The following is a 14,321-nucleotide window of genomic DNA, read 5'->3' on the forward strand; positions in this document are numbered from 1 at the left end:
CCCTCGGCGGGACACCACAGGACTCTTGCCGGGGGCCCGCCCCGGGCCTAGGGCATGTCTGACAATCGTTTGGACCATGCGATCACAGCATTCAGCACCACAGCGGACCGGTAGACGATCGCGTACTTGTCATACCGGGTCGCCAGACCCCGCCACTGCTTCAGGTGCGCGTACTGACGCTCGATGACGTTGCGGCCCTTGTAGGCGTCCGCGTCGAGGCTGACGGGGCGCCCGCCGCGGGCACCGCGCCGTCTGCGGTGGCCCTGCTGGTCGGCCGGTTCGGGGATGACCGCTTTGATCCCACGGGCACGTAGGTGGGTGCGGATCGCCCGGGAGGAGTACGCCTTATCGCCCAGCACGGCCTCGGGGCGGGTCCGGGGCCGCCCTACTGGCCGGGTCACGCGCAGCTGCGCCAGAAGAGGAAGCAGCATCGGGGAGTCCCCTGCCTGGCCGGGGGTGATCAGGCTGACCAGCGGCAGCCCGGTCCCGTCCACGAGCTGATGGATCTTCGTGCTCAGCCCGCCACGGGAGCGCCCGATGCCGTGATCGGCCGGCTCCTCACGCGGATTCTTGTAGTTCGATCCATCCCCCTGTGTGGCGGGTGATGTTCGTCGCGTGCTGGTGGGCGCGGGCGATCGTGGAGTCCACCGAGACCGACCAATCGATCAGGCCTTCGGCGTCAGCGGCGGCGGTCAGCGTGGCCAGCACCGTGTCCCATGTGCCCTCTTCAGCCAAGCGCCGATGCCAGGTCCACACGGTCTGCCAGGGCCCGTAGACCTCGGGCAGATCCCTCCAAGCGATTCCGCACCGGTACCGGTAGATGATCGCCTCCACCATGGTGCGGGCGTCGGCGAACGGCCTGCCGGCGCGGCCGGTCCGGGTCGGGAGCATCGGGGCGATCAACTCCCATTGGGTGTCAGAGAGCATCTGGAACCGGGACATGTCCCCAGGGTCTCAGCTGACTCGTGCATCTATTCTCAGACACGCCCTAGGGTCAGGTCATGGGCGCATGGGGCAGAAACGTCTTCCAGAACGACACCGCGCTGGACATCGTGGACGAGGTCCTCGACGGCACCTTCGACCTGGACGAGTTCCGCAAGAACTTCCGTCGCGACGAGGACGAGGGCCACCTGACCGCGAGCCAGGGCGCCGCACTCCTCACCCTCGGGGCGCTCGTGCGGATCGCCCGGAACGAGGACCACGCGGACCTCGAGGCCCTGCTCGAGCACGCGGAGACGGACGAGGTGGACCTCACCGCCTTCATCGACCAGTTCTCGGACGAGGACGTCGAGACCCTGCGCGAGCTGATCGGCGTGGTCATCCGCGAGCCCTCCTGCTCCGAGCTCTACCAGCTCTGGGAGGAGTCCGGGGAGCTCGAGCAGTGGCTCGAGTACTCCCGCGAATGCCTGCCCTGACCGGCCGGCCGGGCCGGGGTGGACCCGGCCCGCGCTCGGCCCCGCCCCGGCTCAGCGCGCGTAGCGGGTGAGCCGCAGCGAGTTCAGCACCACGAGCACGCTCGAGGCCGCCATCGCGCCGCCGGCGATCATCGGGTTGAGCAGGCCCAGGGCCGCGACCGGGATGCCGAGCACGTTGTAGAGGAACGCCCAGAACAGGTTCATCCGGATGATCCCCAGGGTGCGGCGGCTCAGGTCGAGCGCCTGGACCACCTGGTGCAGGTCGTCGCCCATCACGGTGATCTGCGCGGCCTCGCGGGCCACGTCCGTCCCCGAGCCCATGGCGATGCCCATGTCCGCCGCGGCGAGCGCCGGGGCGTCGTTGACGCCGTCGCCCACCATGGCCACCACGGCGCCCTCGGACTGCAGGCGCGTCACCACGTCCACCTTGTCCTCGGGGCGCACGCCGGCCACCACGTCCTCGGCCGGGATCCCGACGGCGGCCGCCACCTGGGTGGCGACGGCGGCGTTGTCCCCGGTCACCAGCAGCGGGCGCAGGCCGAGCTCCTTGAGCCGGGCGATGGCGTCCGCCGAGGTCTCCTTCACGGTGTCCCGCACGGACAGGACGCCGGCCACGCGGCCGCCGACCGCGACCCATACGGCCGTGGCGCCGGCCTGCTCCGCGGCCTCGAACGCGGCCCGGTGCTCGGCGGGGATGCCGCCGTCGAGGGCGGTCTCGAGGACGGAGCCGCGGCCGACGGCCACGCGGACCGGGGCCGGGCCGGCGGCGTCGTGCGCGCCGGAGCCGAGGGCGCCGTCGTCGTGGGGGAGGGCGACCAGCCCGGACACGCCGCCGCCGGCTGTGGAGGCAAAGTCCGCCACGTCGGGCACGGTCAGGCCGCGTTCCTCGGCGCCGGCCACGATCGCGCGGGCGATCGGGTGCTCGGACCCGCGCTCAACGGCGGCCGCCAGGGTCAGCAGGACGTCGGCGGCCTGGTCCGGCGCCGTCTCGGCCACGAAAGCGCTCCGGGAGGCGCCCGTTTCGGCCACGAAAGCGGGGTCGAGGACGAGGACGTCCGCGAGCGCCATGCGGCCCTCGGTCACGGTGCCGGTCTTGTCCAGCACGATCGTGTCCACGGTGCGCGAGTCCTCGAGCACCTCGGGGCCGCGGATGAGGATGCCCAGCTGCGAGGCGCGGCCGGTGCCGGCCAGCAGGCCGACCGGGGTCGCCAGACCGAGGGCGCACGGGCACGCGATCACGAGCACGGCCACGCCGGCGCGCAGCGCGGACGGCAGGTCGCCGGTCACCAGCATCCACACCGCGAAGGTCAGCACGGCGATCCCGAGCACGATCGGCACGAACACGGCGGAGATCCGGTCGGCCAGCCGGGCCACGCGGGCCTTGCCGGTCTGCGCCTCGGAGACGAGCCGTCCCATCTGGGCGAGCGTCGTGTCCGAGCCGACGCGGGTCGCGCGGGCCACGAGCCGGCCCGAGGTGTTCAGGGTGGCGCCGGTGAGGGCGTCCCCGGGGCCGACCTCCACGGGCACGGACTCGCCCGTGAGCAGGGAGGCGTCCACGGCGGAGGTGCCCTCGAGCACCTCGGCGTCCGTGGGCACTTTCTCGCCGGGGCGGATCAGCACGACGTCGCCCGGCGCGAGGGACTGGGCGGGCACCGTGCGCTCGTCGTGGGTCTCGGGGTCGTAGAGGGTGGCCTGGGCCGCGCCCAGGTCCAGGAGGGCCCGCAGCGCGGCGCCGGCCTCGCGCTTGGCGCGGGCCTCGAGCCAGCGGCCCAGCAGCAGGAACGTGGTGATGACCGCGGCCGTCTCGAAGTACAGGCTGTGGTGGGCCATCTCCGCCATGGTCCCGCCCACGTGGGCGGTCATGTCCGGCGCCACGATCAGCTCCACGGCCGAGAAGGAGAAGGAGACGAGCACGCCCAGGGACACGAGGGTGTCCATCGTGGACGAGCCGTGCCGGGCCGCGCGGAACGCCGCCGAGTGGAACGGCCACGCCGCCCACAGCGCCACGGGCGCCGCCAGGGCGAACGCGACCCAGCCCCAGTGCGGGAACTGCAGCGCCGGGACCATGGAGATCAACACGAGCGGCACCGTCAGCACCGCCGCGCCGATCAGGCGCGGCTTCAGCACGTCCTCGCCCGGACCGTGGGCCATGTGGTCGTGGTGGTCCACGCCGTCATGGTCCGCGGTGTGCTCCTCGCCGTGGTCGGAGGTGTGGGCGTGCCCGGCGTGTGCCGCGTGCCCGGCCTGGCCGGCCGGCGGGGCGGGACGGCGCACGGTGGCGCCGTACCCGGCCTTCTCGACGGCGGCCACGAGCTCCTCGTCCGAGACGCCGGCGGGCGCGGTGACGGTCGCCTGTTCGAGCGGCAGGTTCACGGACGCCGTGACGCCCTCGAGCTTGCCCAGCTTGCGCTCGACGCGGCCCACGCACGAGGCGCAGGTCATGCCGGTGACGTCCAGGTCGACGCGGCGGGTGGTCTCGGACTGCGGGCCGGCCGGGGTGGAGGAGGCGGGGTGGGTCATGGGGTCAGGCCTCCACCAGCGTGTAGCCGGCCTCCTCGACGGCGGCGCGCGCGGCGGCGGGGTCGAGGGGGCCCTCGGAGGTGACGGTGGCGGTGGACACGCCCCCGGCGTTCAGGTCCACGTCCACGGCGGAGACGCCGGCGATCTCGCCGAGCTCCTCCCGGACGGAGGCGGCGCAGTGGCCGCAGGTCATGCCGGTGATCTTCAGGTCGGTGGTGGTCATCTCGTGCTCCTCGTGCGGTGGTGGGTGGGCGACGGCGCCGGTCAGCGCAGCAGGCGGCCGAGGGCGGCCGTCGCCTCGGCGACCTTCTCGTCGATGAGCTCGGTGCGGCCTTCCGCCTCGGCCTGCACCGCGGCCTCGGCCACGCAGTGACGCAGGTGCTCCGAGGTGAGGTTCAGGCTGAGGGACTGCAGCGCCTTCGTGACGGCGGCGATCTGCGTGAGGACGTCGATGCAGTACACGTCCTCGTCCACCATGCGGTGGAGGCCGCGCACCTGCCCCTCGATGCGGCGCAGTCGCGCCAGGTGCTTGGCCTTGTCCCGGTGGACCTCGTGCGGGGGCCGGTGGCCGTCGCAGGCGTCCGCCGCGGCGGACGGAAGGGGCGAGGCGGCGGCGGGCGCCGTCGTCGTGCTGTCCGTGCTCATACCCCCGTTCTATACCCCAGGGGGGTATAGGTCAAGGGGTCAGCCGGTGCGGGTGTCCGCGTCCGGCAGCGGGGCGGCGGGGGCTTCGCCCAGATCGGCGATCAGGCCGCGGACCTCCAGGTCCAGGGCGTCGCGCACGCCGCGCACCTGCTCGAGGCTCATGCCGCGGATCGACGGCACGGACCACTTCTGCACCTGCGCGCCCTCGGGGATCTCGAACGGATCCGCGCCGTCGAAGAGCACCACGATCTCGGCGGCCCGGAGCACGTCCGGGTCCAGGCCCTTGGTGTACGTGTGGTGCAGCGGGATGCCGATCTCGTTCATCGCCTCGAACGCGGTGGAGATGACCTCGCCGGCGGGCTCCGTGCCGGCCGAGCGGGCCCTGACCTCGCCGTGGGTGCGGTTCTCGAGCAGGGCCGCGGCCATCTGCGAGCGGCCGGCGTTGCCGTGGCAGACGAACAGCACACGCGGGTGGCGGGACTCGATGCTGCCCTGGTTGATCGCCCTGGCGCGCAGGCGCGAGGCGGCATGCTGCACCGAGATGGTCGGCAGCATCTCCGGGTGGCGGCTCGTCTCGGCGAGCTCGGCGTAGGAGTCGAACAGGAGCTGACGCACCGTCGCCTCGTCGGCCACGCCGGGGAAGCGCGCCATCAGCGGCCCGACCTCGCGCTCGAGCACGTGCGCGGCCATCCCGTGCGGCACGGGGTCCACCGCGGCGGGGATGTCCGGCGCGGCCGTCGTGTCCAGCGGCATGTCGTCCACCGCCGGTGCGTGATCGGCGTGGGGGTCCGGGGGGATGGGTGCCATGATGCGAGTCCTCCGGGGAAGGCGGTCGGCTGAACGCGAGGTGAACGGGTGCCCCCACCCTGCGACGTCGGGTGTGCCGGCGCAAGCCTTGACGGGATCCCACCGCGCCCGACGACGCCGCTCGCCGCCGTCGTCGGGGCGGCGGCCGAGGCCCGGGCCCGGAGCGGGGGTCCGCCGAGGTGGGAGAGAATGGGGGCCATGTCTGTCCGCTCCCTGCTCCCGGACCTCGGCGCCCCCGCGACCGGGGCCCCCGAGGCCGCCGTCCCCCCGTTCGCCCGGGCGGTGCTGTGGGCGCACGGGGACGACGCGTGGCGGGGCGAGGGCGGCTGGACCGTGCTCCTGGACGGCACCGACCGGCTCCACCGGCTCTCCGCGCTGTGGCAGGCCGCCGTCGCCGGACGACCGGACCCGACGGCCCCGCTGCGGGGCTGGATCTCCTCGACCTTCGCCGATGACTCGCCCGAGCCCGCGGTCCTGCGGATCCCCGCGGATCTGCGCCGCGCCACGCCGTCCGGCGTGCGAGACGTGGCCCAGCACGTGGACGCGGACGCGCTCGCAGCCGCCGTCGCCGCGGACGGTGCAGCCCGGTTGCTGGCCGACGGCGCGGCGCCCCTGCCCGCCGACGTCGCCGACCGTGCCTGGGACGACGCCGGCTACGCGGCCGGGGTGCGCGAGCTGCTGACGCGGATGGCCGACTCGGGCGGGGAGCTGGCGAAGGTCGTGATCAGCCGCACGATGACCGTCCCCGCGGACGACGCCGACCTGTGGCGGGCGATCGGGGCGCTGCGCCGCGAGTACCCACAGACCTGGGTGTTCGCCGTCGGCGGGCTGCTGGGCGCTACGCCCGAGGTCCTCGCCACGCGGCACGCGGGGCTCGTGGGCTCGCGGGTGCTGGCGGGGTCCATGCCGCGCGGCGCGGACGAGGAGGAGGACGCCGCGCTGCGGGAGCGGCTGGCCTCTGATCCGCGGTTGGCGGAGGAGCATCGCTGGGCGGCGCGGTCGGTGCTGGACGCGCTGGCGCCCGTCGTCGACCTCGCCGATGACGACCCCGCGCCCACCGTCCTGACCCTGCCGAACGTGCACCACCTGGCCACGTCCGTGCGCGGCCGGCTGCGGGATGGGCGGGGGACCGTGCTGGACGTGGTGGCCGCGCTGCATCCGACGGCGGCCGTCGGCGGGACCCCCACGCCGGACGCGGTGAGGGTGATCGCGGAGGTCGAGCCCGTGGACCGCGGCCGCTATGCGGGCCCGGTCGGGTGGCTCGACCAGGACGGCGACGGCGAGATCGCCCTGGCGCTGCGCTGTGGCCAGCAGGTGCCCGGCGGGGTGCGGCTGCAGGCCGGGGGCGGGATGGTCCCGGGAGCGGTGCCCGAGGAGGAGGTCACGGAGATCCGGGCCAAGTTCCTGCCGATGCGCCGAGCGCTGGGCGTCGCCGAGGACTGAGGCCTCCCGTGCCGGTCGCGCTTTCGTTCGGGAAATGGCGGCGTGTCGCGGTGCTTTCGTTCGGGAAACGGCGTCGCACGCCGGATTCGCGTGGGCGGCGATGGAACGGCGTCCAGGAGCGGAGGTGCCGGATGGCCGCATCAGCAAGGAGCGGTGACGCCGTTTCTCGAACGAAAGCGTCCGGGGAGGCGAGAAGACCCGCCGGCCACGGCCCCTCGCGGGGCGGGCCGACGGGTCGTCGCGTCGGTATGGGGGATCAGGCGGCGACGGCCATGGCCTCGTGGGCCGGCGTCGCGGCCTGGAGGCGGCGGGTGGCCTCGCGCTCGGCGAGGGCCGGCAGGAAGGTGGTGATGCGGGCGCCGCGCTTGAGGTCGGCGACGACCTCGCGGACGACCGAGCGGACGGTCTCGGCGGTGACGGTGCCCTCGAAGCGGCGGAGGAGGGTCTCCTCGACGCGCTGGAGCACGTGGCGCTGCATGAGGGGGCTCGGGGTGGCGGGCAGGTGGTGGCTGGTCGTGTTGATGCTCACGGTGAGCACCTCCTTCGGTTGCCGGACCATGAGTCCGGCGGATCGTCGCGGCGGGGCCGCGGGTGATGGGTTCGGTGGAGTCCCAACCTCGCGTTCCGTAAACGCTAGGTGAACTGCTTGTGAACAAGTTTACAGATTTCCTCCCGGAGTGCAACTCCGTGTTCACCAACGTGACCTGTGACACCCTGTTGCGCCCGCCTGTATGCCGCGAAATCGGCGCCATCACGCTACTTTCGTGTCGAGGCGCCACGAGCGGCAGGCGAACAGCAAGATGAACAGAAGGTGAACGGCACCGTTCATCTCGGCCCCCTGCCCCTCCGCCCGGCCCGGTGCGAGGCTGGGACCATGCGCCCCGACTGCCACTCCGCCCCGACCTCCGCGGCCGCCCTCGCCCGCGAGGCCGTGATCCTCGCCGGTGCCGGTGCGGCGATCCTGCTCCAGGTGGCGCACCGGCCGGTGGGGGCCGGCGTCGCCGTCCACTCCCGGTTCACCGAGGACCCGATGCGCCGGCTCCGCCACACGCTCGCCTACATCTACGCGGTCACCCTCCCCGAGGCCGCGCCGTTGCGCGACGCGGTCGTCGACCGGGTGCGGGCGGCGCACCGCCCGGTCCGCGGGCTCGACGCCGGAGGCCACCCCTACGACGCCGCCGACCCGGACGCCCAGCTCTGGGTGGCCGCCACCCTCTATGCGATGGGGGAGCAGGTGCGCCGCCGGATGTGGGGCGCCCTCGACGCCGAGGACGCCGACCGCCTCTACCGCGGGTACGCCCCGCTCGCCACGAGCCTCGAGGTCCCCGCCTCCGCCTGGCCGGTCGACCGCGCAGCGTTTGCGGACTACTGGGACGACCGGGTGGCCCGGCTCGAGGTCACGGACGACGCGCGGCGGGTCGCCGCCGACCTGTTCTCCGGCCAGGGCGTCCCCGCGCCGCTGCGGGCGGCTATGCCCCTGGCCCGGTTCGTCACCGCCGGTCTCCTCCCAGGCCGCGTGCGCGCCGGCCTCGGCTGGTCCTGGACTGGGCGGGACTCCGTCCGGGAGGCACGCCTCTGGGGGCTGGCGCGCACCCTGTACCGGCCGCTGCCGGCGACGGTGCGCGGCGTCGTCGTCCGCTGGGTCCTGCGGGGGCTGCCCCGGATGCCGGAGCTGGGCGACGCCGTCGCCGTGAGAGCGACCCGCCGCGATGTCCGCCCCGTCTGGGAGAATGGTGCCGATGTCTGACTACCAGCCCCGCCGCCCCGGATCGAAGCCCACCCCGAACCGCCAGAGGGACCGCGCCGGCAAGCCGGCCCTCGGCCGCCCCGAGCGCGGCCTGATCGACGAGTCCGAGGCGCGCCAGCTCGCCGAGGACCGAGAGCGCATGCGCCGCGCCGGCGTCGGCCACCAGCTCTCCGCGCCCAAGCGCCGCGAGGCCGCCACCGCCGAGCGCCCCCAGGTGATGCCGAAGACCGAGGGCTGGACCCAGCCGATGGGCCCGGACGGCCGACCGCAGCTGCAGTTCAAGCAGCCGCGCGTCTCCCAGCCGCCCACCCACCTGGCCGACCTCACGCTGAAGGAACGGCAGGAGAAGGCCAAGGAGATCGGGCTGCCGGCGTTCCGCGCCAAGCAGCTCTCGGTGCACTACTTCGAGCACTACACCACCGATCCGGAGCAGATGACGGACCTGCCCAAGGACAAGCGGGAGGCGATCGCGGAGGCGTTCTTCCCGCCGCTGCTCACCGAGGTCCGGCGCATGGAGACCGACCGCGGGGACACCGTCAAGTTCCTGTGGCGGCTGTTCGACGGCGCGCTCGTGGAGTCCGTGCTCATGCGGTACCCCGGCCGCGTGACGCTGTGCGTGTCCAGTCAGGCCGGCTGCGGGATGAACTGCCCGTTCTGCGCCACGGGCCAGGCCGGGCTGACCCGCAACATGTCCACGGCGGAGATCGTGGAGCAGATCGTGCTGGCCAACCAGGTGATCGCCCAGGGCGGACTGGGCGGCAAGCGCAAGGACGGCGGGCACGACGCCGACCGCGTCACCAACGTCGTGTTCATGGGCATGGGTGAGCCCCTGGCCAACTACAAGCGCGTGATGGCCGCCGTGCACCGCATGGTGGACCCCTCGCCTGAGGGCCTGGGCATGTCCGCGCGGAACATCACGCTGTCCACCGTCGGCCTGGTGCCGGCCATCCGGAAGCTGGCCGAGGAGGGCGTGCCGCTGACGTTCGCGCTGTCCCTGCATGCGCCGGACGACGAGCTGCGCGACGAGCTGATCCCCGTGAACTCGCGCTGGAAGGCGGACGAGGCGATCGACGCCGCGTACGACTACTTCGTGGCCACCGGCCGCCGGGTGTCCATCGAGTACGCGCTCATCAAGGACATGAATGACCACGCGTGGCGCGCCGACCTGCTGGCCAAGAAGCTCAACGCCCGGGGCAAGGGCTGGGTGCACGTGAACCCGATCCCGCTGAACCCGACGCCGGGCTCCATCTGGACCGCCTCGGAGAAGGACGTGACGCGCGAGTTCGTGGACCGGCTCAACGCCGCCGGCATCCCCACCACCCTGCGCGACACCCGCGGCAAGGAGATCGACGGCGCGTGCGGCCAGCTGGCGGCCGAGGACGTCGACTGACCCGCCAAGGCCCCTCGCGCGGCGCTCGCCGGCCCCTCCGCGGGCGAGTCGCGAGGCCGGCGTCGGGAAGCGCCGTCAGAAGCGAACGGTCTCGCTGTCGCCCGGCTCGGCGGTCCCGCCGGTGACCTTGGCCTTCACCATCTCGACGGCGGTGGCCACCGCGCCCGGGGACTCCCAGAACTGGGCGGTGTTCACGTCCACGCGCACGAGCACGATCTGCGGATCCTCGGGGCTCGAGCCCTCACCGAAGAACGCCTCGGTGGCGGAGTTCCAGAACTCCTTCTTGCGGGCGTCGTCGCGGACGAGCTGACCGTGGCCCGCGAGGGAGGCCCAGAAGTCCTTGTCCTGGACGGCGACGTTGACCGGGCGCTGCGGGGCGTCCGCGGCGACGTCGGAGGTGGAGCGCGTCATGAACCAGAGCGTGCCGCCGTCCTCGGCCTGCTGCAGGCCCATCGGGCGGGTGACGAGCGTGCCGTCCGCCTCGGCGGTGGTCAGCATGCAGACGTGCACCTTCGCGAGCTTCTCGAGCAGATGGGTGCGGGGATCCTGGGTGCCCATGGCGTGACTCCTTCGTCGTCGGGTGCCGGCGCCCTGATGCGGCCACCGGCTCGTCGAACCGACCCTAGGCCCGACCGGCCGGGTCCTGACCAGCGCTCAGCGGCGCACAGCCGCGGCGAGCCAGTCGACGGCGAGGGCGTAGCCCTGGACGCCCGCCCCGGCGATCACGACGTCGGCGACGGCGGAGACGTGCGAGTGGTGTCGGAACGCCTCGCGCCGGTGGACGTTGGAGATGTGCACCTCGGCGATCGGCCGGTCGACGGCGGCGAGGGCATCGCGGATCGCGACGGAGGTGTGCGAGTACGCGGCCGGGTTGATGAGGACACCCCCGTGGGAGGTGCGGGCCTCCTGGATCCAGTCGACGAGCTCGCCCTCGTGGTTGGACTGTCGGAAGTCCACGGTCAGCCCGTGCTCGGCCGCGCGGGCCTCGGTGAGCGCACGGACGTCGTCGAGGGTGGCCGTGCCGTAGACCTCGGGCTCGCGGGTGCCGAGCAGGTTCAGGTTGGGGCCGTTGAGCACGAGCAGGGGCAGGGCGGGAGTGGCGGTCATGCGGTCAGTCTAGGAAGCGACGACGACGGCTCCCGTCTCGGCCGCGACAGTGCGTGGAAGGCGCCCGTTTCTCGAACGAAAGTGCCGGGACACGCCGCCGTTTCCCGAACGAAAGTGGGGTGGGGCGGAATAGGTGCGGCGGGGTGTCCGTTGTGGTCGGCAGGACGATCGCCGGCGTGAGCGCGTCGGCCCCGCTGACGAAAGGACCCACCGTGGCCACCAAGGACCTGACCCTCGAGGAGTTCGGCTCCACCGTCGCCGAGAACGACACCGTGCTCGTGGACTTCTGGGCCGGCTGGTGCGGCCCGTGCCGCCAGTTCGCCCCCGTGTTCGAGGCCGCCTCGGAGAAGCACGACGACGTCGTGTTCGCCAAGGTCGACACGGAGGACCAGCAGCAGCTGGCGGCGATGGCCGGCATCACCTCCATCCCCACGCTCATGGCCTTCCGCGGCGGCGTGCTCGTGTTCTCCCAGGCCGGCGCCCTGCCGGGCACCGCGCTCGAGCAGCTGCTCGACCAGGTCAAGGGCCTCGACATCGCAGAGGTCCGCCGCCTGGCCGAGGAGCAGCAGGGCCAGCAGGGCGACGCCGAGCCGGGGCAGGACGAGGCCGTGCAGTCCACCGCCGCCCACCTCGACGACGTCAACGGCCGCTGACGGCCCGCGCGGCGTCGCCGCGCCGGCCGCTCACCGCGGGTCGAACGCCCCCTGCTGCCACTGCTCCACGAGCCACGGGCTGAACGCCCGGGGGACGGCGGCCAGGGCGGCGGCCAGATCGGCCGGCTCCACCCAGCACCACTCCGCGACCTCGTCCCGCTCCGGGGCGGGGTCGCCGTGCATCCGGGCCCGGAACACCGGGCAGATCTCGTGCTCCTCCATGCCGGAGGCGTCCGCGGCCCGGTAGCGGAAGTCGGGGAGCACCTCGACGACGTCGGACACCTCCACGCCCAGCTCCTGCGGGGCGCGGCGCAGCACGGCCTCCGCGGGGGACTCGCCGGGGCCGGGGTGCCCGCAGAACCCGTTGGTCCACACCCCGGGGAACGCCGCCTTGCCCAGCGCCCGGCGGGTGAGCAGGAACCGGTCGGCCTCGTCGTACACGTGACAGGAGAAGGCCAGGTGCAGGGGCGTGCCGCCGTCCTCGGTGCGGCGGTGGACCGTGGCCTTGGCCTCCGTGCCCACGGCCTCGCCCGCCGGGGACAGCAGGACCACGCGCTCGACGTCGTCGGGGCCTGCGACCGGGACGTCCGAGGCCGCCATCCACGGTCGGGCGACGGGGGAGGGGTGGTCGTGCGGGGAGGGCGTGGCCGGGGTCTGCATGCCTCTCAGTGTGGCAGGCGAGCCGGGCCGCCCATCAGATGTGGGCCATGTCACCCCGGCCCGATCCTGATGGCCGGGCGTGGCTAGAGTGCTGAGGTCGGCGCCACACCCCGGCGCGTCCCACGTCACTCGAGGAGAGCACCCCCATGGCCTTCGCCGCCCTGTCCCGTTCCGCCCGTCTTGCCGGCCTGTCCGCTGCCGCGCTGCTGGCCCTCACCGCGTGCGGCGGTCAGGACTCGTCCGACGCCGACGCGTCCGCCTCGACGACGGCGCCCGCCTCCGCGTCCGCGCAGGGTGCGGAGTCGTCGTCCGCCTCGGCGTCGTCGCTGTCCGCGGCCCCGGCCGACTACGAGGCCGGCACGTGCTTCACCGCCCCGCTCGGCGCCCGTGACCTGTCCTCCTTCGAGACCACCGACTGCGAGGGCGCCCACACCGCGGAGTACCTGTGGGCCGTGCCGGCCGTGGCCGAGGGCGAGGAGGCCGACCCGGCCGCCGCCCAGACCTGCACCGCCCAGGCCCAGCGCCTGAGCGAGGAGAAGGAGGACCAGCTGAACGGGGCCGTCCTGACCTCCTCCGAGCTGGGCAACTACGGCACCGACGAGAAGCACTGCGTCGTGTACGGGGTCTCCGGTGAGTGGGAGGGTCAGATCGTGGACCCGGAGATCACCCTGGAGACGGCGTCCGCCGACGCCTGATCCCGACGGCGGCCCCGTGCGTCGTGAGATCGCGCCGCCCGGGACCGCCGCGCATGGACGCGGGACCGGCGAGGCCCGTAGTGTCTTCTGCGTCCAGAAGTTAGACGGTCGAACAGATGCGGCGGTCGGTGCCGCGTCGTGTCCGCCACCGAGGAGGCGCCATGGGTGAAGCGAGGACGGGCGGCGAGGCCGCGCTCTCCGGGGTGACCGCCGAGCTGGACGCCGCGCTCCGACATGCCACGGCCCAGGCACCCGGATCCGCCGCCTTCGCCGAGCTGCTCGACTCGCTCCACGTCCATGTGGGCGCCGGCAAGCTCATCCGCCCCCGTCTCGTCGAGCTCGGCTGGCGCCTGGCGACCGCCGACCCGGTCCCTCCGTCCGGCCGCGCTGCCGTCGACCGACTCGGGGCCGCCTTCGAACTGCTGCACACCGCGCTGCTCGTCCACGACGACGTCATCGATCGGGACGTGCTGCGGCGCGGCCAGCCCGCCGTGCACGCCTCCGCCCGGCACCGCCTCGAGGCCCGCGGGGTGCCCGCCGCGGACGCCGCCCACGCCGGGGTCGCCGTCGCCCTCATCGCGGGGGACGTCCTGCTCACCCAGGCGTTCCGGCTCGCCGCCACCTGTGCCGCCGACACCGCCCGGGCCGCCGAGGCCGCCGCCGTCGTCTTCGACGCCGCCGCCGTGACCGCGGCCGGCGAGCTCGAAGACGTGCTCCTGGGGCTGTCCCGCCACACCGGTGAGGAGCCCGATCCCGACCGCATCCTCGCCATGCAACGGCTCAAGACGGCGCACTACACGGTCGGCGCGCCCCTGCGCGCCGGCGCCCTCCTGGCCGGGGCGGATCCCGACCTCGCCCGGGCGATGGGCGAGGCCGGCGCCGACCTCGGCGCCGCCTACCAGGTGATCGACGACGTCCTCGGCGTGTTCGGCGATCCCGGGGAGACCGGCAAGTCCGCCGACGGCGACCTGCGCGAGGGCAAGGCCACCGTGCTCACCGCCCACGGCCGCCGCATCCCCGCCGTCCGCGCCCTGCTCGACGCGGGCCCGGCCACCCCCGCGGACATCGAGGCCGCCCGCCGCGCCCTCGAGGCGGCCGGTGCCCGGGAGCACGCCCTCGACGTCGCCGCCGAGCTCACCGTCCGCGCCCGCGAGCGCATCGCGGCCCTGCCCCTGGACGAGACGGTCCGGGCGGAGTTCGCCGACGCCTGCCACGCCGTGCTGACCCGGAGGTCCTGAG

16 protein-coding genes are annotated in these 14,321 nt (G+C 73.9%); 7 read left to right on the forward strand and 9 right to left on the reverse strand.

Going from position 1 to position 14,321, the window contains the following annotated elements; translation table 11 throughout:
• Window positions 1-47: 47 nt before the first annotated feature.
• Window positions 48-942 (reverse strand): IS5 family transposase gene (locus OVA32_RS02590; protein ID WP_119217444.1). Its coding sequence is split into 2 segments (ribosomal slippage): window positions 48-584 and window positions 586-942, totalling 894 coding nucleotides; the frame shifts between segments, so codons are not numbered across the junction.
• A gap of 59 nt (window positions 943-1,001) precedes the next feature.
• Here OVA32_RS02590 and OVA32_RS02595 point away from each other — a divergent pair.
• Window positions 1,002-1,415: a DUF4259 domain-containing protein gene (locus tag OVA32_RS02595; protein WP_036316745.1), complete on the forward strand. Its 414-nt coding sequence runs from the start codon at window positions 1,002-1,004 to the stop codon at window positions 1,413-1,415.
• Window positions 1,416-1,466: 51 nt separating this feature from the next.
• On the opposite strand, the gene OVA32_RS02600 is transcribed toward OVA32_RS02595, so the two are convergent.
• Genes OVA32_RS02600 through OVA32_RS02615 form a run of 4 tightly spaced genes read right to left on the reverse strand, consistent with a single transcriptional unit; the run spans window position 1,467 to window position 5,387 of the window.
• Complete coding sequence (locus OVA32_RS02600; RefSeq protein WP_267715073.1) at window positions 1,467-3,935, reverse strand: heavy metal translocating P-type ATPase; 2,469 nt, start codon at window positions 3,933-3,935, stop codon at window positions 1,467-1,469.
• 4 nt (window positions 3,936-3,939) lie between these two features.
• Window positions 3,940-4,158, reverse strand: a complete 219-nt coding sequence (locus tag OVA32_RS02605) for a heavy-metal-associated domain-containing protein (protein WP_036339566.1) — start codon at window positions 4,156-4,158, stop codon at window positions 3,940-3,942.
• A 41-nt stretch (window positions 4,159-4,199) separates the two neighbouring features.
• Window positions 4,200-4,580 carry a metal-sensitive transcriptional regulator gene (locus OVA32_RS02610; protein WP_010079981.1) on the reverse strand — a complete coding sequence of 127 codons (381 nt, stop codon included), beginning with the start codon at window positions 4,578-4,580 and terminating at the stop codon, window positions 4,200-4,202.
• A gap of 39 nt (window positions 4,581-4,619) precedes the next feature.
• Window positions 4,620-5,387 carry a low molecular weight phosphatase family protein gene (locus OVA32_RS02615; RefSeq protein WP_267715076.1) on the reverse strand — a complete coding sequence of 256 codons (768 nt, stop codon included), beginning with the start codon at window positions 5,385-5,387 and terminating at the stop codon, window positions 4,620-4,622.
• Window positions 5,388-5,585: 198 nt separating this feature from the next.
• Between OVA32_RS02615 and OVA32_RS02620 the strand changes: the two genes are divergently transcribed.
• A complete protein-coding gene (locus OVA32_RS02620; RefSeq protein ID WP_129867022.1) occupies window positions 5,586-6,830 on the forward strand; it encodes an isochorismate synthase in 1,245 nt (414 codons plus the stop codon).
• A 256-nt stretch (window positions 6,831-7,086) separates the two neighbouring features.
• Here OVA32_RS02620 and OVA32_RS02625 read toward each other — a convergent pair whose 3' ends face one another.
• Complete coding sequence (locus tag OVA32_RS02625; RefSeq protein ID WP_081091283.1) at window positions 7,087-7,359, reverse strand: three-helix bundle dimerization domain-containing protein; 273 nt, start codon at window positions 7,357-7,359, stop codon at window positions 7,087-7,089.
• A gap of 345 nt (window positions 7,360-7,704) precedes the next feature.
• Between OVA32_RS02625 and OVA32_RS02630 the strand changes: the two genes are divergently transcribed.
• The gene (locus OVA32_RS02630; RefSeq protein ID WP_267715082.1) at window positions 7,705-8,577 is read left to right on the forward strand and encodes an oxygenase MpaB family protein; all 873 of its coding nucleotides are present in this window, start codon (window positions 7,705-7,707) and stop codon (window positions 8,575-8,577) included.
• Window positions 8,570-9,967: a 23S rRNA (adenine(2503)-C(2))-methyltransferase RlmN gene (rlmN, locus tag OVA32_RS02635; RefSeq protein ID WP_036384305.1), complete on the forward strand. Its 1,398-nt coding sequence runs from the start codon at window positions 8,570-8,572 to the stop codon at window positions 9,965-9,967. Before OVA32_RS02630 ends, rlmN begins: the two co-directional genes overlap by 8 nt.
• Window positions 9,968-10,042: 75 nt before the next feature.
• Here rlmN and OVA32_RS02640 read toward each other — a convergent pair whose 3' ends face one another.
• Together OVA32_RS02640 and aroQ are read right to left on the reverse strand one after the other, a co-directional pair.
• Window positions 10,043-10,525 (reverse strand): pyridoxamine 5'-phosphate oxidase family protein, encoded by a 483-nt coding sequence (locus OVA32_RS02640; RefSeq protein WP_036316730.1) that lies wholly within the window; start codon window positions 10,523-10,525, stop codon window positions 10,043-10,045.
• Window positions 10,526-10,621: 96 nt separating this feature from the next.
• Window positions 10,622-11,074: a type II 3-dehydroquinate dehydratase gene (gene aroQ / locus OVA32_RS02645; protein WP_144819710.1), complete on the reverse strand. Its 453-nt coding sequence runs from the start codon at window positions 11,072-11,074 to the stop codon at window positions 10,622-10,624.
• Between the two features lie 212 nt (window positions 11,075-11,286).
• Here aroQ and trxA point away from each other — a divergent pair, with 212 nt between their 5' ends.
• Entirely contained in the window at window positions 11,287-11,727 is a 441-nt protein-coding gene (gene trxA / locus OVA32_RS02650) for a thioredoxin (protein ID WP_051995255.1), read from the forward strand.
• 30 nt (window positions 11,728-11,757) lie between these two features.
• Here trxA and idi read toward each other — a convergent pair whose 3' ends face one another.
• Complete coding sequence (gene idi / locus OVA32_RS02655; protein ID WP_020626536.1) at window positions 11,758-12,387, reverse strand: isopentenyl-diphosphate Delta-isomerase; 630 nt, start codon at window positions 12,385-12,387, stop codon at window positions 11,758-11,760.
• 146 nt (window positions 12,388-12,533) lie between these two features.
• Here idi and OVA32_RS02660 point away from each other — a divergent pair, with 146 nt between their 5' ends.
• The gene (locus OVA32_RS02660; protein WP_020626537.1) at window positions 12,534-13,082 is read left to right on the forward strand and encodes a hypothetical protein; all 549 of its coding nucleotides are present in this window, start codon (window positions 12,534-12,536) and stop codon (window positions 13,080-13,082) included.
• A gap of 161 nt (window positions 13,083-13,243) precedes the next feature.
• The gene (locus OVA32_RS02665) at window positions 13,244-14,320 is read left to right on the forward strand and encodes a polyprenyl synthetase family protein (protein ID WP_267715090.1); all 1,077 of its coding nucleotides are present in this window, start codon (window positions 13,244-13,246) and stop codon (window positions 14,318-14,320) included.
• Window position 14,321: the final 1 nt, after the last annotated feature.

This window comes from Micrococcus sp. SL257 (genome assembly GCF_026625585.1).
Lineage (GTDB): Bacteria > Actinomycetota > Actinomycetes > Actinomycetales > Micrococcaceae > Micrococcus > Micrococcus luteus.

What these genes read in the sequence shown, in the direction of transcription:
- OVA32_RS02595 (WP_036316745.1), top strand. Translation starts at nt 1,002, where the DNA reads ATGGGCGCATGGGGCAGAAACGTCTTCCAGAACGACACCGCGCTGGAC.
- OVA32_RS02600 (WP_267715073.1), bottom strand. Translation starts at nt 3,935, where the DNA reads ATGACCCACCCCGCCTCCTCCACCCCGGCCGGCCCGCAGTCCGAGACC.
- OVA32_RS02605 (WP_036339566.1), bottom strand. Translation starts at nt 4,158, where the DNA reads ATGACCACCACCGACCTGAAGATCACCGGCATGACCTGCGGCCACTGC.
- OVA32_RS02610 (WP_010079981.1), bottom strand. Translation starts at nt 4,580, where the DNA reads ATGAGCACGGACAGCACGACGACGGCGCCCGCCGCCGCCTCGCCCCTT.
- OVA32_RS02615 (WP_267715076.1), bottom strand. Translation starts at nt 5,387, where the DNA reads ATGGCACCCATCCCCCCGGACCCCCACGCCGATCACGCACCGGCGGTG.
- OVA32_RS02620 (WP_129867022.1), top strand. Translation starts at nt 5,586, where the DNA reads ATGTCTGTCCGCTCCCTGCTCCCGGACCTCGGCGCCCCCGCGACCGGG.
- OVA32_RS02630 (WP_267715082.1), top strand. Translation starts at nt 7,705, where the DNA reads ATGCGCCCCGACTGCCACTCCGCCCCGACCTCCGCGGCCGCCCTCGCC.
- rlmN (WP_036384305.1), top strand. Translation starts at nt 8,570, where the DNA reads ATGTCTGACTACCAGCCCCGCCGCCCCGGATCGAAGCCCACCCCGAAC.
- OVA32_RS02640 (WP_036316730.1), bottom strand. Translation starts at nt 10,525, where the DNA reads ATGGGCACCCAGGATCCCCGCACCCATCTGCTCGAGAAGCTCGCGAAG.
- aroQ (WP_144819710.1), bottom strand. Translation starts at nt 11,074, where the DNA reads ATGACCGCCACTCCCGCCCTGCCCCTGCTCGTGCTCAACGGCCCCAAC.
- idi (WP_020626536.1), bottom strand. Translation starts at nt 12,387, where the DNA reads ATGCAGACCCCGGCCACGCCCTCCCCGCACGACCACCCCTCCCCCGTC.
- OVA32_RS02660 (WP_020626537.1), top strand. Translation starts at nt 12,534, where the DNA reads ATGGCCTTCGCCGCCCTGTCCCGTTCCGCCCGTCTTGCCGGCCTGTCC.
- OVA32_RS02665 (WP_267715090.1), top strand. Translation starts at nt 13,244, where the DNA reads ATGGGTGAAGCGAGGACGGGCGGCGAGGCCGCGCTCTCCGGGGTGACC.